Annotated in this window: 13 protein-coding genes and 1 pseudogene; 8 read left to right on the top strand and 6 right to left on the bottom strand. The window is 69.8% G+C overall.

The features are described 5' to 3' along the window. Positions 1-152: 152 nt before the first annotated feature. Positions 153-2,423, bottom strand: a complete 2,271-nt coding sequence (locus OG472_RS40485; RefSeq protein ID WP_405942911.1) for an MMPL family transporter — start codon at positions 2,421-2,423, stop codon at positions 153-155. 175 nt (positions 2,424-2,598) lie between these two features. On the opposite strand from OG472_RS40485, the gene OG472_RS40480 reads away from it, so the two are divergent. Both OG472_RS40480 and OG472_RS40475 read left to right on the top strand, forming a co-directional pair. After that, positions 2,599-3,771 carry a sensor histidine kinase gene (locus tag OG472_RS40480; RefSeq protein WP_401613693.1) on the top strand — a complete coding sequence of 391 codons (1,173 nt, stop codon included), beginning with the start codon at positions 2,599-2,601 and terminating at the stop codon, positions 3,769-3,771. Beyond that, positions 3,746-4,408, top strand: a complete 663-nt coding sequence (locus OG472_RS40475; protein ID WP_030832911.1) for a response regulator transcription factor — start codon at positions 3,746-3,748, stop codon at positions 4,406-4,408. Before OG472_RS40480 ends, OG472_RS40475 begins: the two co-directional genes overlap by 26 nt. Before the next feature lie 316 nt (positions 4,409-4,724). Here OG472_RS40475 and OG472_RS40470 read toward each other — a convergent pair whose 3' ends face one another. After that, positions 4,725-5,261 carry a hypothetical protein gene (locus tag OG472_RS40470; protein WP_405942910.1) on the bottom strand — a complete coding sequence of 179 codons (537 nt, stop codon included), beginning with the start codon at positions 5,259-5,261 and terminating at the stop codon, positions 4,725-4,727. Positions 5,262-5,453: 192 nt separating this feature from the next. Here OG472_RS40470 and OG472_RS40465 point away from each other — a divergent pair, with 192 nt between their 5' ends. The 4 genes and pseudogenes from OG472_RS40465 to OG472_RS40450 form a co-directional block, all read left to right on the top strand. After that, positions 5,454-5,663 carry a hypothetical protein gene (locus OG472_RS40465; RefSeq protein ID WP_401613697.1) on the top strand — a complete coding sequence of 70 codons (210 nt, stop codon included), beginning with the start codon at positions 5,454-5,456 and terminating at the stop codon, positions 5,661-5,663. Positions 5,664-5,780: 117 nt separating this feature from the next. Next, the gene (locus OG472_RS40460; protein WP_405942909.1) at positions 5,781-5,981 is read left to right on the top strand and encodes a hypothetical protein; all 201 of its coding nucleotides are present in this window, start codon (positions 5,781-5,783) and stop codon (positions 5,979-5,981) included. A gap of 337 nt (positions 5,982-6,318) precedes the next feature. After that, the gene (locus OG472_RS40455) at positions 6,319-6,468 is read left to right on the top strand and encodes a hypothetical protein (protein WP_405942908.1); all 150 of its coding nucleotides are present in this window, start codon (positions 6,319-6,321) and stop codon (positions 6,466-6,468) included. A gap of 183 nt (positions 6,469-6,651) precedes the next feature. After that, positions 6,652-7,037 (top strand): annotated as a pseudogene (locus tag OG472_RS40450) (transposase); the annotation flags it as partial. A 15-nt stretch (positions 7,038-7,052) separates the two neighbouring features. Here the strand turns inward: OG472_RS40450 and OG472_RS40445 are convergent. Beyond that, entirely contained in the window at positions 7,053-8,312 is a 1,260-nt protein-coding gene (locus OG472_RS40445) for a DUF6923 family protein (RefSeq protein WP_405942907.1), read from the bottom strand. A 2,065-nt stretch (positions 8,313-10,377) separates the two neighbouring features. Here OG472_RS40445 and OG472_RS40440 point away from each other — a divergent pair. Beyond that, positions 10,378-12,228, top strand: coding sequence for a hypothetical protein (locus tag OG472_RS40440; protein WP_405942906.1), 1,851 nt, complete (start codon positions 10,378-10,380; stop codon positions 12,226-12,228). A 61-nt stretch (positions 12,229-12,289) separates the two neighbouring features. On the opposite strand, the gene OG472_RS40435 is transcribed toward OG472_RS40440, so the two are convergent. After that, positions 12,290-12,919, bottom strand: a complete 630-nt coding sequence (locus OG472_RS40435) for an SMI1/KNR4 family protein (protein ID WP_405942905.1) — start codon at positions 12,917-12,919, stop codon at positions 12,290-12,292. 1,044 nt (positions 12,920-13,963) lie between these two features. Here OG472_RS40435 and OG472_RS40430 point away from each other — a divergent pair. Further along, positions 13,964-14,137 (top strand): hypothetical protein, encoded by a 174-nt coding sequence (locus OG472_RS40430; RefSeq protein WP_405942904.1) that lies wholly within the window; start codon positions 13,964-13,966, stop codon positions 14,135-14,137. A 96-nt stretch (positions 14,138-14,233) separates the two neighbouring features. Here the strand turns inward: OG472_RS40430 and OG472_RS40425 are convergent, their stop codons facing one another. Both OG472_RS40425 and OG472_RS40420 read right to left on the bottom strand, forming a co-directional pair. Then, entirely contained in the window at positions 14,234-14,956 is a 723-nt protein-coding gene (locus OG472_RS40425) for an alpha/beta hydrolase (protein ID WP_405942903.1), read from the bottom strand. A gap of 339 nt (positions 14,957-15,295) precedes the next feature. Then, entirely contained in the window at positions 15,296-19,072 is a 3,777-nt protein-coding gene (locus OG472_RS40420) for a hypothetical protein (protein ID WP_405942902.1), read from the bottom strand. Positions 19,073-19,201: the final 129 nt, after the last annotated feature.

Genomic DNA, 19,201 nt, shown 5'->3' with positions numbered 1-19,201 from the left:
CGATCATCGGATCGTCGGTCCGGGTCGTAAGGGAAGCCGAGTTGTCTGATGCCGCGTGGGCGGTGATCGCGCCGTTGTCGCCGCCAGCGGGCCGAACCCGCGGGCGGTGGCGTGATCACCGTCAGGTGCTGGAAGGGCGGGCAGGAGTTGCGTCAACAGTCAGCCAGCCGTGGACGCGGGGCCTCACCCGTGGATTCCGCGTCGGTGTCGTCGGTGCCGACCGGGCCGCGGGGAAGCATCCGGTCCAGCCACTTCGGCAGCCACCAGTTGGCCCGGCCGAGGAGTGTCATGGTCGCCGGTACCAGCACCATGCGTACGACCGTGGCGTCGATGAAGATCGCGGTGGCCAGGCCGAGCCCGAACATCTTGCTGGAGGGGTCGTCGGCGACGGCGAAGGACAGGAAGACCGCCACCATGATGAGGGCGGCCGACGTGATGATCCGGGCGGTGCCCGAGACGCCCTCCACGATCGCCGTGCCGTTGTCGCCGGTGCGCACGTACTCCTCGCGCACGCGCGAGAGAAGGAACACCTCGTAGTCCATCGACAGGCCGAACAGGATGGCGAAGAGGAACATCGGGATGAACGACACGATCGGAACCGTCGCCTCCAGCCCGATGAGCGCACCGCCCCAGCCCCACTGGAAGACCGCGACCATGACCCCGTAGGCCGCGCCGATGCTCAGCAGGTTCAGCAGCACCGCCTTGAGCGGTACGACGACCGAACGGAAGACCAGCATCAGCAGCAGGAACGACATCGCCAGCACGGCGGCGACGAACACCGGCAGGCGTTCGCTGGTGCGTCGGCCCACGTCGGACAGGCTCGCGGCGGCGCCTCCTACGTGCGCGCTGGCCGGGCCGTGCCCGATCGCCGCGGGCAGCACCTCGGTGCGCAGCCGGGAGAGGGTGTCGGCCGTGGCCTTGTCCTGAGGGCTCGTGGTCGGGAACACCACGAGGGTCGCGATGCCGGTGGCCCCGTCGATGCGCGTCGGCGCGACGGATGCGATGCCCGGATCCGCCACGACCGCCCCGACGAGTCGGTCCAGCACTCCCGGATCACCGGCGGGGTCCGCGGCGATGACGAGGGGACCGTTGGTGCCCGGGCCGAACCCCTCGGCGACGAGGTCGTAGGCCCGGCGCTCGGTACGGCTGTGGGGCAGTGAGCCGTCGTCGGGCAGGCCGACGCGCAGGCCGAGCACGGGCAGCGTCGCCGTCAGCAGCAGCGCCGCCGCGCCGACCGCGTACAGCACCGGGTGCCGGCTGACGTGCCCGATCCAGCGCCGCCAACCGGCGGCGGGAGCGGCGCCCGTCACCGTGTCCCGCCGCCGTGCGAGTCGGCCCAGCTTCCCGGTCTGCAGAGCCCGGCCGATCCGGCCGGCCCGGGCCAGGCGCGGGCCCGCCGCGCCGAGGAAGGCCGGCAGCAGCGTCACCGACGCGACCACCATGGTCAGAACGACGATCGAGACGGCGAGCCCGCCCACCGTCATGAACGGTACGTTCGCGACCGCCAGGCCGAGGATCGACACGACGACGGTTCCGCCGGCGAAGACCACCGGCCGCCCCGCCGTGGCCACCGCTCGTCCGGCCGCCTCGTGCGGATCGAGCCCGCGCGCGAGGTATTCCCGGTGCCTGGCGAGCACGAACAGCGCGTAGTCGATGCCCACTCCGAGCCCGACCATGCTGCCCAGGACCGGTGCGAAGGTGGGGACGTCCGTGACCCCCGCCAGTACCGTCATCGTGGCGACCCCGACGGTCAGTCCGAAGACCGCCATGCCGATCGGCAGCGCGGCGGCGACGAGCGAACCGAACGCCAGGAACAGGATCGCGGCCGCGGCGAGGAGGCCGATCAACTCGCTCGCGCCGCCGTCGGGGTCGGAGAAGGCGTAGAAGAGGTCCCCGCCCATCTCGATGCGCAGGGGCATTTCGGCGCGCAGCCGGTCGCCGAGATCGACGAGGGCGTCGAGGTCTTCGGCCGACAGCCGGCTCTGGTCGGGGTACTGCACCCGGACGACCGCGATCCGCCCGTCGGCCGAGACGAGGCCGCCGCGCACGGCGGTGTCCCCGCCTGCCTCGAGTGCCCCCGCCGGGTCGCTCGTGCCGAGCACGTGCGGCAGCCGCTTCACCTCGGTCTGCAGCCGCGTGAGAGCGGTGCGCGCGCCGTCGTCGTCGAAGAACGTCGCAGCGCCGTCGAGGGGGGTGACGACCACTTGGGCGGTCATCCCCTCCTGGCCGGTGCCGGCCCGCTCGATCAGTTCCGCGGCCCGCTGGGAGTCCAGTCCCGGAGCGGTCATCGAATCCGCATTCCGCCCGCCGAAGGCGATCGCGGCGAGGACGGCGAGCGTGGCGGCGATCAGCCATGCCGCGATCACCCGCCAGGGATGGCGGGCTGCGCTTGCGCCCAGGCGCAACAGGGCTTTCGAGAGCATCGGGTCCTCCAACCACCTCGTCGGCCGTCCTTGTACGGCCGCCGATGCCGAGGCTCGCCGCCACGGCGCTCCGCGGCATCGGCCCGCGGGCCGCGGATCCGTCGGCCCCGGGGCCGAGTGACGACCCGTCCTTTCGGCCGATGCGCGGCACGCCGCGGTCCCTAAGCTGAGAACCGTGCTCCGAGACGACCTGCGAACCCTGTGGACCGAACCCCGGCCGCCCGACGCGCCCGCCCGGGTGCGGCGGGACTGGGCGCTGCTCGCCGCGGGCCTTGCCGGTGTGGCGCTGGAGGCCACCCTGCGCGAGAACGTCGTGTGGCGGCCGGTGGCAGTGGTGTTCGCCGTATGGCTGTGCCTGCTGCCCCTGTGGCGCCGGACCCGCCCGTTGGCGATGGCCACGCTGGCGTTCGGCTCGGTGATCCTGCTTCAGGTGGCTTCGCTCGTCGCCGCACCGCGCGAGCCCGTCGGCCTGTACACCGGCGCGGTCGTGCTCGTGCTGGTGTACGCGCTGCCCCGGTGGGGATCGGGACGGGAGATCGTGCTGGGCGGTGCGGTGATCGTCGCGGCGTGCGCGCTGTGTGCCTTCACGGACGAGACCCCGGTCGTCGAACAGGTCGTGGGCTTCCTCTTCGGGCTGCTGCCCGGCGTGGTCGGGGCTGCCGTGCGATTCCGTGTGACCGCTCGCGAGCGGCAGTTGGACCAGGTGCGCTCCCGCGAGCGCGAGCAGCTCGCCCGGGAACTGCACGACACGGTGGCCCACCACGTGTCGGCCATGGTGATCATCGCTCAGGCAGGCCGGGTGCTCGCGGGCACCGACCCGTCCGCCGCCGTCGAGGCGCTGGAGGGGGTCGAGGAGGAAGGGGCGCGCACGCTGGAGGAAATGCGCGCCATGGTCGCCGCGCTGCGCGACCGCGGGGTCGGCGCCGAGCTCGCGCCGCCTGCCGGCGTCGCGGATCTGGAGCGCCTGGTGCGCACCCCGGGTGGTCGCCTCAGGGTCGACCTGGGGCTCGACGGCGAGCTGGACGCGCTGCCCCCGGCCGTGGACGCGGCCGTCTACCGGATCGTGCAGGAGTCGGTGACCAACGCGATGCGCCATGCGGTCGACGCGACCGAGGTCGTCGTCCGGGTCGCCGCCGAACGGCACACGGTACGGGTGAGCGTGCGCGACAACGGCCGGCGCACCGGCCGGGGTCGCGACGGATACGGACTTACCGGATTGCGCGAGCGCGCGACGCTGATCGGCGGCACACTACGAGCCGGCCCTGGTACCGACCGGGGCTGGCATGTCGACGCCGAACTGCCGAGAGCGAGGAGCGAGAGCGGTGTCCATTCGCGTCCTCGTCGCTGACGACCAGACGATCATCCGCACCGGGTTGCGGATCATGCTGAACGCCCAGCCCGGCATCGAGGTGGTCGGCGAGGCCGCCGACGGGCGGGAGGCGGTACGTCTGGCCCGCGAACTGCGCCCCGACGTCTGTCTGTTCGACATCCGCATGCCCGTACTCGACGGGCTCGAGGCCACCCGGCTGGTCGCCGGCCCGGGCGTCGCCGACCCGCTGGCCGTGGTCGTCATCACCACGTTCGACCTCGACGAGTACGTCTACGGCGCGCTGCGTGCCGGCGCCCGCGGATTCCTCCTCAAGGACACGGGACCGGACCTTCTGGCCCAGGCCGTCCGGTCGGCGTCCGGCGGTGAGGCGCTCATCGCGCCCAGCGTCACCGTCCGTCTGCTCCAGGCATTCGCGGACCTGCCCGCCGGCCGGCCCGTGGCCCAGCCGGTCTCCCCCGTCACCGCCCGCGAGGAGCAGGTGCTCCTCGCCGTCGCCCGCGGGCTGACCAACACCGAGATCGCCGATGCACTGCACATCAGCCTCAGCACGGTGAAGACGCATCTGGCCAGCCTGATGGCCAAACTCGGCGCCCGCAACCGGGTCGAGATCGCGATGTGGGCCTACGAAACGCGCCGTATCCTCCCCGGAACCTGAGCCGGGTGCCGGGCCATGTCCCATGAGCCCCCGCCCGGACTCGTCGTCATCCTCGTGCGCACCGGCTACCAGCGGATCATGCCGGGCATCGCCGTCATGCTGTGTGGCTTCTTCCTCGCCAACACAGGCATCGCCCCACCATCACCGGCGCTGTCTCCTCCATCACCGGATGGATCGGAAGCTTCTCACGCCCCCGCCCGCCCTCGGAGAACACGATGAGCAACGTCGCCGTGACCTTCGTCGTCGGCGAAGGCTGTACTCGAGGACATGACGGCCCCATCGACGCGCACGAGGTCCTGTGACCGCCTTGGGGGAACTAGGCCGAGTCCGGGGGAACGCCGATGCTCTGTCGCATGACACGCCGCATCTCGCTGAGTTCGTCCCAGAGCTCCACGATCTGAGTGTGTGCCTGCTCCAGGGACTCGCCCTCCCGGCGCGGCGGGAACCCGCCGTCGAGGCGCTTGAGGACCCCGTATATCCGGCTGAGCCTGCGGTGGACACCGTCGGCGCTGGCGAGCACGTCATCCGGGACCCGCATCTGCGCCTCGGAGAACCGCGCTCGGTGCTCGCGCCGCGCATCGTCTAGACGCGACCTCAGGTCATCCGTGACGGCGTCGGCCTTGAGCGCGTACCAAAAGTTGTTCAGTTCAGAGTGATAGTCCAGGGAAGCGGTGTTCAGCATGACGTAACAGGCCCGAACAACCTCCTCCGTCACACGCTTTGACTCGTACTGACGCTCTTCGGCGCGTTGTCTCTCGCTACGGTCCAACTCCTTGAGTTTGGTCTTCTCGGCCAGCCGCTGCGTCATGAGTCCTGATGCGAGCGTGCCGACGATCCCCAAGAACGCGATCACCAATGGAACCACCGTGCTGCTCATCCGGTACCGCCCTCTCTGGCCCCGCTCCGAGTATGGCTGCGTCACGCCCCTATACACAGCAACCAGCGTCGGTCCTAGGCAACGCCCGATAGGTGTTGGCGTGGTGCCATCACCACCCCTTGGGCCGCCCATAGAGACCCATCAGCGAAGGAGCCCGCCCTCGCATACATGTCCCTCGTCGTGATTGCCGCTCTGATCGTCTTGGGCCTGCTGCGCACCGGCTACCAGCGGATCATGTCGGGTATCGCCGTCATGCTGTTCGGCTTCATCCTCGCCAAATACCGGAGTCGCCCCCACTATCCCCGGCGCCGTCGCCTCCGTCACCGGATGGATCGGAAGCTTCTCATGCCCGCCCCACCGATACGGAGAACACGGTGAGCAGCCTCCCCCTGACCTTCGTCGTCGACGAAGCCGCCGACGTCCTCACCCGCAACCCCCAGGCCCGCGCGCTGATGACCGGGCTGCTGCTCACCGGCCGCCGCACCGGCGTCGAGTATGTCGTCCCACCGCGACGTCGACCACGCCCTCGCCTACCCGGAACCGCCGGCCTCGCCGCTCTGGCAACGCCACACCCCCAAGGCCTGGCCGATCACGCCCGGGCAGCAGGAGCGCAACTGCGAGCTCCTGCTCCGCGCGCAGCACACTCCCCGACCCCGCTCCCCGCGCACTACCAGGGCCCGGGCGGAGGCCCGATGATGATGAACTCCCAGACGCACGTCGTCATAGACGGCTACGTCGACGCGATCCCGGCCCCCGGCACCGGCTGGGGCACCGCCTGCTTAGACCTGATCCACTCCCCCGCCGACGCGGACCGGATCGCCCCCGACACTCCGGACACCGTGTACGCATGCACCACCGGAGATCCCCGCATCGCCGACCTGCTGCTGCGCGAGATCCAGCCCGGCGACCTCCTGCGCGTCACCGGGACCATCGTCCAGCCCGACGCACCGGGCGCTCCGGCCCGCCTCACCGTCGACGCACTGGAGGTCCTGGATGCTGCACCGGCCCCTGTGCTGCACGGCCTCGTGCTGGAGTGCTGGAGCGACTACGTGTCGTCTTCGACGCAGACCGCGACACCGTGCCGGTGTTCACAGCGGCCAGGGCGTGGGTCGGCATGTCCGCCAGTGCCGACGAGATCCTCGACCTCATCGACGCGTACGAGGAGGGCCGTAGAACGCGATGACGACCGCCGCCGTGCCGCGCACCGCCCTGGAGTAGTTCCCTGCCGGCCACCCCTGCAGCTCCCGGCCCGCTGACGCTCCCGGCGCGTCCAGGTCATGGCCGTCCAGCTCGTTCGTCCTCGCCTGCTCGATTTCTCTGAACGCGTCCCTGCGGAGGCCGCGCCCAGGATGCCTGCAGCAGCCCGGCCGGTGACGCGCCAGCGTTCACCCAGGTCATGGCCGCAATCCGGGTGACGAGGCCGAAGGGCAGGCCACGAACGCGCCCAGTCGCTGTGCTGGCAGACAAGGCGCACTCGTCCCGCGCGATCCGCGAGCACTTACGCAAACGCCTGATCCGGGCCGTGATCCCGCAACCGGCGGGGACCAGATCGCCAACCGCAGACGCCTTGGCAGCAAGGGCGGTCGGCCACCGGCCTTCGACAAAACCGCCTACTAACAGCGCAACACCGTCGAACGCTTCATCAACAAGCCCAAGCAGTGGCGCGGCCCAGCCACCCGCTACGACAAGACGGCCACCGCCTACCAGGCGGCCCTTCACCTCGCGGCCATCCACATCTGGGCCGCGAGGTGATCGCCAAGAAACGGCCTAGTTGCTGTCCCCCGGCTTGACGTGGGTGTACGCGGTGGCCGTGTTGTTCTCCTTGCGCGGGTCCGCATCGTCGCCGTACACCCTGGCGGTGTTCTTCAGGGTGGTGGGCTCCAGAACGTTGCCTGCCGTGCCGGTCACCTCGATCTCCACGTGGCGGCCCTTCTGCAGCGGGCCTCCCGTGCAGGAGAGGAGGCCGTTGGTGATCTCGCACCCCTCGGTCGACGTGGCGGGCGAGAGGATCTTCGCCGGGAGGTCGTCGGTCAGCGACCAGCCGGAGGAGCGGCTCTTCCCCTCGTTCTTCACGGTGATGCGGTAGGTGATTTCGGCCCCCGCCTCGACGCTCTTGGGTCCGTGCTTGCGCACCGCCAGGTCGGCGGACGAGTCGAGGAAGCAGGAGGTGGCGTCGAGGTTCGTCGCCGGCGTCGTGGTCTGCGTCGACACCACGGTGAACCGCGGGTTGGAACCGGTCGCATTCCACACGTGCACTCGGATGAGCTGTCCGGAGTTGCGGAAGAATCCGAGATCACCATTGCCGTACGTGAAGACGCCGCCGAAGTCCTCACCCCCCGGAAGAACACCCGGGAAGAAGTCCACGCTCTCATTGGCGATGTCGATCCGCGTGATGGCGCCCGCGTCGGTCGAGCCCCACAGGAATCCGTCACGGAACGCGATGTCGAAGACGTCGAGTGACGGGTCGGCCAGCTCCGGGATGTTGATGACACGCGTGACCGAGCGGGAGTTGACGTCGATCTGATAGATCTCGCCCGTGTCGTCGGCCAGGACGTAGTAGTTGCCCTGCCTGTCGAACGTTCCCGAGATGTAGAGGGCGGACGGCAGGCCGGCAATGGCCCCGAGGTTGGTGAAGTTCCCATTGCGGTCGAAGCGGATCAGTTCGTTGTCCGCACCGCCGAACGTGGTCCCGTAGAGGAAGCGGTCGCGCGGGTTCACTCCGATGGCGTTGTAGAGGAACGGCGTAGGGTCGCCCAGCGGTGTGAACTGGACCGTCCCGGGCCCTCGGTCGGCGGTGTAGAGCTGGTCTTCCGGGTTGCCGAACGAGACGTAGACCTTCCCGTCACACGCAACGGAATTCCCAGCGGGGCCCTGCTGGGAGACGGCTGCCGCACGGGCAGGGACTGCACCGGCCGGTGACGCCGGCAGGCTGGAGGCGAGCCCTGCGACGATACCCACGGCGCCCAGCGCGGAAAGCGCGCGCAGCCGCCGCATTCCCTGGTTCGGCCTGCTTTTTCCTCGGATCACGAACATGCACCTTTCACTGCTCAAGGCAGACAGGGCCCCATGGCGGAGGCCCCCTCAGTGTGTGCCGGATGTGACGGACAAAGATCAGCACAAGGGATGTCGGGTCGAATACCACGGCTCGGGCTCCGGGACGGAGTTCGCTCCAATGCACCAGGACAACGCCTGGGTTATTTCTTTTAGATCATCAGAAAATGGGCCCGGTCATGCTGTTGGCTGACGCGCAGAGCGCAAACGTGCCGCGCTGTGATCCGTAAGAGAGGACCTAGCGGGGGCGGCTGCTGGGAGCGCTCAGAGGGCTACGAGCGTTCCACCGACGTCAGCTGGAGTTCCTGCATCAGTGCCCCCGAAGGCGGGCGTCGGCCGTCCGGACGCGTACGTCACGAGCCCCTGGCTGAAGCTGCCATAAACGCCATCCGGACCAGGACGAGGCGGGACGGGCCCGCCATCGGGCTCGTCCCGCGTGGCTCCCGGAGCGGGATACGGCCCGGCGCATCCGCCCTGGGCCGTGATCCGGCTCATCACCACCGACCGGGCCGGTCCTCGCCCTGTCATCGGCGGAACCTAGGCTCCCGTTCATGAGCCGCACCACTGCGCCCTGCCCCGTCGGCGTCACCGCACACTCCCCCGAGCTCACACCAATGGCTCGCGTGGCTGCACGACTCCCCCGCGCCCGCGAACCGACTGCGGCGCAGAGTTCCATAGGCCGGCCGTACGCTCCGGTCCTCCCCCGTCCGCGCGGCTGCGAGACTAGGCATCATGACTGACCGTCGACCTCTCTCGCTGCCTACCTTCTCCGACCCTGCCGCTGACGCTCCCGTGCCTGCCCACTCCGGCGGCCGCCAGCCGCTGCCGCTCGCGCAGGGGGCCGACTTCCGCCAGCCGCCCGGCGAGACCGTAGCCGCACCTGCTCCGGCCCGGCGCCCGCTCACTGCGGGCGTCCTGACGTTTTCTCACCCGGACCGGCAGATCTGACCGGCTCCGCCGCCGCACGTGGCTGTTGACCGGTAGGCCCGCATGTTCCTGAGCCGCGTACGCGTCATGTAACTGCGTGAGGGTCACTCTGCGTTGCGGCGGCCTGGCGGGTACTGAGCAGCGTCTGGTGTTACGACACAGCGACCCTGCTCGGCGTTACTCAGCTTGCTCTTCACCTTCCGTGTCCGATGGCAGCAGTGCCACGTCCGCAGGGTGTGCGCGTTCTGGGGATACGTCCGCCTTCGAGCATCTAGGACTCGCTGATCCATACCCAGACGGTTTCGCTGGTGCCATCGAGATGGCGGCCTCCTCCAGCCTGACCAGCGGGCCGGTCGTCGGCGTCCCGGCGCCGAGGATGTCCGGCGCCGGGACGGCCCGGAACAGGGAGGACGCCGGACGGGAGGGCAGCGCGATCCAGCCGCCGACCCGCAGGTCCCCGTAGAACCAAACCACGCCCCGCCCGTCGCGCACCGACAGCCAGTGGTCGGAGGACATCGCCCCACGGAACGCGGCGACCGGGGCCCGGGTCCGGCCCCAGCAGCTGGCCCGGGCCCCGGCCGTCCAGCTGCGCCCTGCCAGCTGTGCAGCCCGCAGAGTGAGGGTCTGACCCCGTCGGAACGATCCGTGAGGCCCACTGCTGTTTGCCGGCGCGTTCCATCATCTGGGCGCGTCGTGTGATGTATCCAACGGTTTAGGCGTCATGCCCTTGGCGCCCCAACGCCCCTGTTTCTACGCCGACTTGGGACCCCTACCTGGGTATTGGCCTTCCATTTAGGCTCCGCGCTCGTGCGCTGAATTCGCACGTGCGCACGATTCCCCTAGGAGGAAGGCACGGTTCTTCGTGTCTGAGTTAATAGACCGCTCAAGGCGGCGGCTCCGGTCCGTAGTTGCTCTGACTGCTGGTCTGGTGCTGGTGGCGGGAGTGCCGACGGCGGCGTCGGCTTCAGTGAAGCCCGATCCGTTGGCGGCGCCGTCGGCGCAGCCTGCGGCCGGGCCGGAGTCTCCGGCTGCGGTTGCGGCCGGGTCGAGGCCGGTGTCGGGTAGGAACCCCTCGGCAGGACCGCAGTTCAAGAAGTCCGGAACGACGTGGCGGGTGATCGCACCCGAGGTGATTCTTCGGAACACGGTCACTGACGCAGACGGTGACAAGGCGAACGTGACGTTCGAGGTGTACACGGCGAACGCCGATGGCACTCCGGGAACGAAGGTGAAGCTGACCGACGCCAACACGTACGGCGTGCTGGTGTCCCCATTCGTGGCGTCGGGGTCGACGGCTCAGGTGCAGGTGGAGTACGGGCGCCTGAAGCCGCGCACCGACTATCTGGTGCACACGTCGGCTTTCGACGGCAGCCTGTATGAGACGAACTGGTCGCCGTGGGCGAGGTTCCGCATCGACCCGTACGTAACGTTCCCGGTGGGTCAGTCGTCGTCCGGTATCGATTCCACAGCACAGACGATCGAGGAGTTCACGCGCACCAACCCCGGCGCGGCCCCGGCCGCCGCGGTCGCCTCGTCCTCGTCCTCGTCCTCGTCTTCCGAGGGTGTGTCGTCGTCTGCGCCGGCCTTCGCCGACTTCGACAAGAAGAACTGTTCGACGGCGGACAAGAAGGGCCGAAAGCTGTGCTTCGACTTCCACAAGTCGGACAAAGCGAGGAAGGTGCAGCGGCCCGAGCCGGGCAAGACGAGGGAGACGACGCAGAACTTCTCCACTCCCGGCGGCAATCCGGCAGTCGACCTGGTCGACTGGTGCACCAATGCCGCTGACGGCCTGGACTACATGAACCGTACCGAGGCATGCCTGAAGGATCTCGGTGAGGGAGACCTGTACTTCTTCGACTCCGACCCGCAGGCTCCGGCGATTGGGCGGGCGAACTTCAAGTTCGAGCAGCGGCTGAAGACGTACCGCAACAAGACCGAGAGCGGCAGCGACTTCGCCGAGTTCGACCAGCAGATCGTGATCATCCCCACTTACATCGACCCCGCGTTGCAGGGGGTGACGATGAACTGGAACGTCGACTCGTCATGCTCGGCCTGTGACAGCGCGGGCGTGCAGTGGCAGGACGACGGCGCGAACCCCACCGTCGGCGCGCACTGGACTTTTGACCCCACCCAGACGTACTCGGGCCGGTGGGGGACGATGGTCACGAAGTGGCTCGGCACGGGTAAGGAGCAGATCGATCTTGGCTGGTCGGTCACGGCGACCGTGGATGCCAGCGTCACCGCGAGCGCTACCGCCGACTTCGGCACCAGCGGCGTGGCCAGCATGCGTGAGCTGGCGCCGCGCTGCGACAACATCACCCCCGGTGCGGTCACGCCGGGCTGTGTGCTCCCGTTCTTCAAGCCGACCTACACGGTGGATACGAATCTGTACCCGGCGGCTGGGGCGTACTACTGGCTGATGCAGGAGCGGATGCCCGACCACGCCGGCGCCAAGCGGTGGGATTCCCTGTTGCACTACTTGGGCCCGGACACCCCGGTGAAGAACCCCAACACCGGTAAGCCGTGGACCAGCGGTGACAGCCGTGGCGTGGTGTGCCCGACCAGTTGGACCAAGCACCCTGCCGATTCGGTGGTGAGCTTGACCGACTGTGACGAGTACGCGCCGGCGTCCACGCACGAGAGCGGCGGTTTCCCCGGCGGGGTGAACCAGGTCGCCAGCGGCGACAAGTGCGCACAGCTCTACACCGACTGGACGTTCAACGGGGTCGGGAACGGCTCGGACGACTTCGGTCTCCTCGCCGACATCCGCACTGCGAAGAACGGCCCCTCGGGTACGGAACGCTGTGGGCGGGCGGCGATCGACTCCGCACAGAACCAGGGCGCGTTCAAGAAGCTGCAGCCGTCGGTGTGGCGTCTGCTCGACGATGACGGGTTCTTCGTCGACACACCGGGCTTCGCGCACTGCTCAGGCGTGGCAGTGACCTGCACGTGGAGGAAGGTGTAGGAGCGCATGGCAGGAGGGGGTGGGCCAGCCACGGTCCGCCCCCTCCTGCCGTATCCGGGGGCTAGTCGGTGACCGGCTCCCACTGGTCCGCCTGGCCGGGCTCGATTCCCGACTGCCAGACGAGCACACCGTCGATCAGGCCGGGCTTGTCACGGGTGGCCACGGCCGGGTACTCAAGGCTGTCGGCCGCCTCTTCCAGGTAGCTGCACAGCGAATCGAGCTCCTCGGTGTCGGTGCCGTAGTTGTTCTCTCCGTACCGGCTCCACTTGTAGAGGAGGCCGCTGGTGGCGTCGAGGTAGAGCACGAACGCCTGTGAGGTCCGGTGGTTGGAGAACACCGGGATCCATTCGGGCTTCCACAGTGGATGCCCCTCTTCCGCCGCGCTGATCTCCTCGCCCTCGCAGTCGACCATCCGGTTGCGGTAGAAGTCCGCCACCCGGTCGAGGGGGATCACGTCGTAGTTCCCGAGAAACACCCCGCGCAGGGTGTTGCCGCCGATCGTCCGCCACAGCGTGGTCAGCGCCTCAGGGACCTGCACCCGTACCGCATCCTGTACGGCCTCCACCTCGCCGGCTCCGGCCTCGGGAAGAAGCGCAGCGTAGGAGGCGGGAGCGTGTTCCTTTACCCATGCCTCGATCCGCTGCCACGCCTCGACCACTTGCCGGGCCTCTATAGCACCGTCAACCGTCATCGTTCCGGGCTCCCTTCCCTTTGGCCATCTGCCGGGGTGTGATCGTCACCGTACGCCCTATGGTCTTCCCCTCCCCGGTGTCCTCGTCTCCATCGGGTCGACGCCTTCCTGGAAGCCGGCCGCCAGGACACCGACCACCTCGCCGCGATCAAAGCCCGACTCGGCAAGGACGCGACCAGCGATGAGGCGTGGCTCGTGCAGCAACTCACGATGACGTGGGCGCGGCTCGACAACTCGACAAACTGCGGAACCGGATAGATGACGTCGGCAGCCTCATGGCCAACCCACACGGCGCCAGCACCATCGACTACGTCCGCGGAACCTCACCCTGAGCTGCGCCGCTGACGCTCCGCACCCGCTCCCGGCCGGTGGCACGGCTACGGGTAGTGCATCACCCCGGTCCAGGGCGGCGCGGCCGGCCTTGCCGCGCACCGCCGCACCGTCCACGGCCCCGCCGTGACTACGGCGACCGCCGTACCCCCATTACGATGGATGCCCGTCCGGTCCGTGGCCCCGACCGTCCGCTACACCCTCAAGAAGCACACCGTCCACGAGTACGACATCGCCGCCCGCGACGGCTCCCCGCTGCGCATCGTCTGCATCCGGCACGCCCCCGGCCCCTGGTCCGGCGGCGAGAACGTCTTCACCGGCCGGGCCGACAGCGACAGCGCCGCCCTCAAGCCGTACACGAGGTTGATGACGCGGCCCGCACCGCAGCGGAGGCCGTACTTGAGATGCCCCACGGGCGCCCGGACGGCTGGGGCTCCTGCGGCTACCGGCCCGGCTGGGAGCTCAACTGGCCCCGCCGCGAAGGTCGGCCCCTTGGAGGTACCCGTACAGCTGGCTCAACTCCAGCCCGATCGAGCTGTAGCACTGCCCCGGGACAGGCACACACGGTGTCCATCCAGACGCCTGTCCCGGGCCCTGCATCCCGTATGAGACGAGACGGAGACCCAAGTATGTCGCCCCTCCCGCGCGTTCTGGCTCGCAGGCCGGCCAGCGCGCTGCCGTTGGTCGCCTTGGGGCGATGAGTTCGCCGTTGTCGTGAGGCTTCCCGCCGACCCGCGTGAGCGGCGCCTGGACCAGCTGGTCCGGATGCTGCGCAAGCCGGTCGTCCTGGACGACGGCCGCACGATCGACGTTGCGGCTCAGTCGGCGCCGCGGCGCTTCGGGCAGCGCGGGCCCCTGCCGAGAATTCGGCAGGGGCCCGCGCTGTAGAGAGCTGCGGAGGGCCGGGGCCTGGCCTCAAAGAGCGGCATCCCGGCCGGCCAGCCGGCACCGCTTATCGTCTGCCGTCGGCCTGACGGCCCGGCCTCACTTCAGGTGCCGGCCGAAGAACCGGTTCCCGTCCTCCACCTCGAACCACGGGGTACCGGTGTGGCCTCCCAGATTGGCGTGCAGCGTCTTCTCCTTGGAGCCGAAGGCGTCGAACAGCTCCAGGGCCCGTTGCCGGGGGTTCCCTTCGTCGTCCCACTGCAGCAGGAACAGCAGCGGAATCGCGATCTGCCGGGCCTCCTCGCGCTGGGCGCGGGGCACGTACCCCCCGGCGAAGAAGCCGGCGGCCTCGATGCTCGGCTCGAGCACCGCAAGGCGGATGCCGACGGCGGTCCACCCCGAGTACCCGACCGGGCCGCCGATCTCGGGCAGCGCAAGGAGGGCGTCCAGGGTGGTCAGCCAATCCGGGACCGCCTGTTCGACCAGCGGGCCGATGAAGGACTCGAAGATCTCGTCGACCGGCTCGCCGGCCTGCATCGCACGGCGAAGTTCGGCGCGAGCCTGCTCGTCGGCGGCGGAACGGGGCCGGTCGCCGCACCCGGAGGCGTCGATGGTGGCCACCGCGTAGCCCTGCGCCGCAGAATGCCGGGCGCGGGCCACCAGCCGGGCTGCCGCCTTGGGCAGGCCGTTGTTGTGGGCCATCAGGATCAGCGGGACCGGTGCGGTGGATTCAGGTGTCCAGAGGGTGCCGGGGATCTCGCCGAGGGTGAATTCGCGTTCGAGGACGCCGTCGTCGAGGCGCTGTTCGGAAGTGAAATGCATGGTCGTGCCTTTCGGGAGTGCTCGTGAACGGCGCTCCCGGACGACCTGCTTATCGTCCGACCGTGACCCCGGAGGGGAGCACCCATGTCGATACAGCGTTCACGGGTACCACCTCCTCTTTCTCTCGCACGGCCTCCGGAAACGTAGCAGTGGTCGCCTTGGTCCGCCAAGGAGGTTTCGCAGAGGCGCCGAGGCAGGACGCCACGGAGACACTGCGCAGACCACGTCTACCACTGGCACCGACTCGCCAGCCTCCCCCATGGTCGCTGCCGCCTCTCCGGGTCTACGGGTCCACCGGCAGGCAGCTCCTCGCCGCTCGCACGGGGGCGCTGACGGTGGTCATGTGGTGGGGCAGGGTGGGTTGAAGTCGACCGCCGTGAAGTACCGGGCCCATTGGGCTCTGGTGATCCGGGGGTACGCGCTGTCGCAGATGCGGGTGGCGACCCGGTCCAGGCCGGTGTCCCGCAGCCGGATCGTGAAGTCGTTGCCGCCGGTGGCCAGGGTGTTGCCGTCCGGGCTGAATGCCACGGCCGGTACGGGGTTCGAGTGGCCGGTGAGGACGGCGGGAGCGGCTGCACCGCGCACGTCCCACAGCAGGGCCTTGCTGTCCGCTGCGCCGGCTGCCAGTCGGCGGCCGTCCGCGGCGAAGACCACTGTGTAGAGCCAGGAGCCGGACGCCGGTAGCTGCGACACCTTCGCCGGGCGCCTGATGTCGTCGACGTCGATCAGCCAGACCGTCTTGTCCGTTCGGTGGAAGGCGGCCAGTTTCCTGTTGTCGGGGCTGAATACGCCGCCGGTCAGAGGCTCGGACCGGAACGGGGACGGCAGTTCCCGGGGCTTGCGCGGTTCGCCGATGTCCCAGAACCTCAGCGAGCCGGACTCGCCGGTGCTCGTCACCAGCGTGTGGCCGTCCGGCCGGAACGAGGCCGTCGTGACGTGCGGCCCGTCCTCGGCGATCCGGCTGAGTGGCCGGGGGTTGCCGGGATCGGTCAGGTCCCACAGTCCGGCCGTCTCTTGTGCCCAGACGGCCAGCAGGTGCCCGCCCGGGCCGAAGCCGGCGCCGGCGACTTCGCCACCGCCGGGGGCGAGGACCGATGTCAGCCGCGGCTTCCGTGGATCGGTCACGTCCCACACGCGGACGGTGCCGTCCTCGCTCGCGGTGACGAGGATGCGCCCGTCCGGGCTGAACGCCACACACCGTACGAACTTGGTGTGCCCGTGCAGGACCGACAGCGGCCACAGGGCCCGGCCCCCGGTTACCTGCCACAGACGTGCGGTGCCGTCCCAGCTGGCGCTGGCGAGCAGGTGACCGCCGGGGCCGAACGCCAGGGACGTGACCACGTCTTCGTGGGTCGCGAGCGACAGATCCCGTAGGTCCAGGAGCCGGTCGGAGTTGGCGAGCACGCGGCCGTCCGCGCTGAACGCGGCTTGGTAGAACCCGCCCTGGATCGTGCTGGTCCGCTTCGGGTTCGCCGGCGCGGTGACGTCCCAGAACAGGGTGGACCCGCCCACCGAGACGAGCGTGCCGCCGTCGGGGCTGAATGCCACCGACCAGACGATCGCGGGATGGCCGAGCAGGACGGCCGGCGGCTGTGTTCGCCGGCCGCCGGCGATGTCCCAGACGCGTGCGGTGCGATCCCAGCTCCCGGTCGCCACGGTCCTGCCGTCAGGGCTGAAGGCGGCCGAGGTCACGGTGTCGGTGTGTCCGCGCAGGACGACGAGGAGCAGCGGATGCGCCGGGTCGTCGACGTCCCACAGCCTGGTGGTGGTGTCACCGGTGGTCGCCACGGTGCGGCCGTCCGGGCTGAACGTCGCCGAGGTGACCGTGCCGGAGTGACCGGGCAAGGTGGCCAGCAGCCGCGGATGGCGGGGATCGTTCACGTTCCACAGTCGCGCCGTGCCGTCGGTGTGGCCGGTGGCGATGAGGCCGCCCGGCCCGGACGCCACCCACGTCGGCGCGGACCGCTGGTCCGGGAGCGTGCTCAGCTCGGCGGGCGCATGCCGGTCCGTCACGTCCCACAGCCGTACCGAGCGTTCGCTCGCCGTGGCCAGGACACGGCCGCCCTCGTCGAAGGCCACCGACATCAGCCGCTCCGGCTGGTTGACGACGGCCAGCTCTACGGGGTGGTGGGCGTCCGCGATGTCCCACAGCCGGGCCGTACGGTCCCAGCTCGCCGTGGCCAAAACCGTGCTCTTCGGGGCCAAGGAGATCGAGACCACGTCGGAGGTGTGGCCGGTGAGCCGACTGGTGTACGGCGTCGCGAACGTGCTCATGAGCTGGTCGCGGACGTCGCCGGTGGCTGCGAGCCGGTACGCGGCCAGGTTGAGCTGCGCGGCGAGCGACGGGTTCTGCTGCCGCACCTCGGCCGCGTCCGCGGCGGCCTTCCGCGCGATGGCCACGTTGCGCTGACGGATGGCGGAGTCGCGCGAGTCGACGGCCAGCCCACCCGCGATCGCCGCGATGACCACCAGCACGGTGAGCAGCGTGACCAGCTGCCGCAGGCGGACCGTCCGTCGCCTGACCGCCGCGGTCTCGCCGGCCTGCGCTTCCCGGCTCACGTCGAGGAAGCGCCGTTCCCTGGAGGTCAGCCGGGTGCCGTCCGCATCGGCCAGGTCCAGCGCCGCGGCCAGGCGGGCCCCCCGGTACAGGGCATGCGGGTCGCGGTCGTGCGCCTCCCAGCCGGCGGTCGCGTCGGTGAGCTGCCGGTGCAGGAGCAGCCGGTCCCGGTCTTCGGTCAGCCAGCCGCGCAACCTCGGCCAGCACCGGATGATCGCCTCGTGGGTGATCTCGACGCACCCCTCGTCCAGCGTCACGAGCCGTTGCCGGGCCAGGGATTCGAGCACGTACAGGGTGTCGGGGCTCGGATCCAGCTCGTCCTTGGTGATCCGGCGCCTGGTGTCCTCGGTACCGTCGCCCAGCGCGGTCAGCCGGAGGAACAGCGACCTGGCGAGATCTTGCTGCACCGGCGACAGGGCCCCGTAGGCGGCCTCCGCGGTGTGTGCGAGCGCGTGCTGGATTCCGCCGGCCGCCAGATACCCCTCCAAGGTCAGGCGGCTGCCGCTGCGCCGGCGCCAGGTCTCGACCATCGCATGCGAAACCAGCGGCAACGCACCTGGCTGACCGGTGGCGTCCGCGACCACTGCCGCCAGCAGCGGGCCGGTCACGGTGCAGTCGGCGAGCACGGCCGGCCGGGTGATCGCCTCGCGCAGCTCCTGACTGCTCATCGGACCGACCGCGATCTGCGCGTCACGGATCGCCTCGACCAGCCGTGGGTCCTGCACGCAGTGTCCGTAGAAATCGGCGCGCACGCCGAGCACCACCCGGGTCCGGCTGGTCGCCGCCGTGGCGGCCTCGAGCAACATGGCGATGAACGCACCTCGTTCGTCCCGGTCCCCGCAGAGGGTGAAGACCTCCTCGAACTGGTCCACCACGATCAGCGTGTCGACGTCCGGTGTGCGGTCGAGCATGGCCTGCCGGATCCGCAGGTGCAGCGCCAGGGGCTCGTCCAGCAGCTCGGTCACCAGCGCGCCGGGGGCCTCTCCCGTCGGCGCGGCCAGGTGGATCGCGCACTCCTCCACTGGATGCGGGCCTGGCGTGAACAGCATCACCGGCCACCCCGCTGCCCGCGCGCGGGCGACGAGCCCTGCCCGCAGCAACGAGGATTTCCCCGACCCGGACGGCCCGAAAACTGCCAGGAAGCGGCGGTCGCGCACCTTCGCGAGCACCTCGCCGGTCAACCGCTCGCGCCCGAAGAATCGATCGGCGTCTTCCGGCTGGAATGCCGACAGCCCCGCGTACGGTCCGCACTGCCCGCTGGTTTCCCCGGGCTCATCGCTCCGTGCGCCGGCGGCGATCTCGGCGGCGGCCGCATGCCATCGGGCTTCCCATGCGCGACGGTCGCCCTGGCACGCCTCGACGAAGGCGAGCGTGACGGCAAGGCTCGGAAACGTGTTCCCGCCCGCGGCGTCCGACAGCGTCGTGGACGAATAGTGCGCCTTCTTCGCCAGTGCCCGATAGGGCGGCCGTCCCGCCGCCTCGCGCAGCTTCCGAAGGTCGGCCGCGAACCGTGTCAGCGGACCGGAGTCCAGGTCGAGCGGGCGTTCGGGGCGTGGCATTGCCTTCCTTCCTGCGGCTTTCCGCAGCCGTGATGGGAGGTGTTTGTCCAGCTTTTGATGTCCGGAATCCTCGTTCCGGCGCCGGACATCAACCGGCGGCTAGACAGGGTCCAGCGCAACCGCGCAACG

The organism is Streptomyces sp. NBC_00207 (assembly GCF_045160965.1).
In the GTDB taxonomy this organism is placed as follows: Bacteria; Actinomycetota; Actinomycetes; order Streptomycetales; family Streptomycetaceae; genus Streptomyces.
This window is presented reverse-complemented; position numbering and strand designations above follow the sequence as displayed.

Excerpts from the sequence above, each read along its gene's own strand:
- OG472_RS40435 (WP_405942905.1), bottom strand. The coding sequence starts at position 12,919 with ATGACGGTTGACGGTGCTATAGAGGCCCGGCAAGTGGTCGAGGCGTGG.
- OG472_RS40420 (WP_405942902.1), bottom strand. The coding sequence starts at position 19,072 with ATGCCACGCCCCGAACGCCCGCTCGACCTGGACTCCGGTCCGCTGACA.
- OG472_RS40425 (WP_405942903.1), bottom strand. The coding sequence starts at position 14,956 with ATGCATTTCACTTCCGAACAGCGCCTCGACGACGGCGTCCTCGAACGC.
- OG472_RS40465 (WP_401613697.1), top strand. The coding sequence starts at position 5,454 with ATGTCCCTCGTCGTGATTGCCGCTCTGATCGTCTTGGGCCTGCTGCGC.
- OG472_RS40460 (WP_405942909.1), top strand. The coding sequence starts at position 5,781 with ATGTCGTCCCACCGCGACGTCGACCACGCCCTCGCCTACCCGGAACCG.
- OG472_RS40485 (WP_405942911.1), bottom strand. The coding sequence starts at position 2,423 with ATGCTCTCGAAAGCCCTGTTGCGCCTGGGCGCAAGCGCAGCCCGCCAT.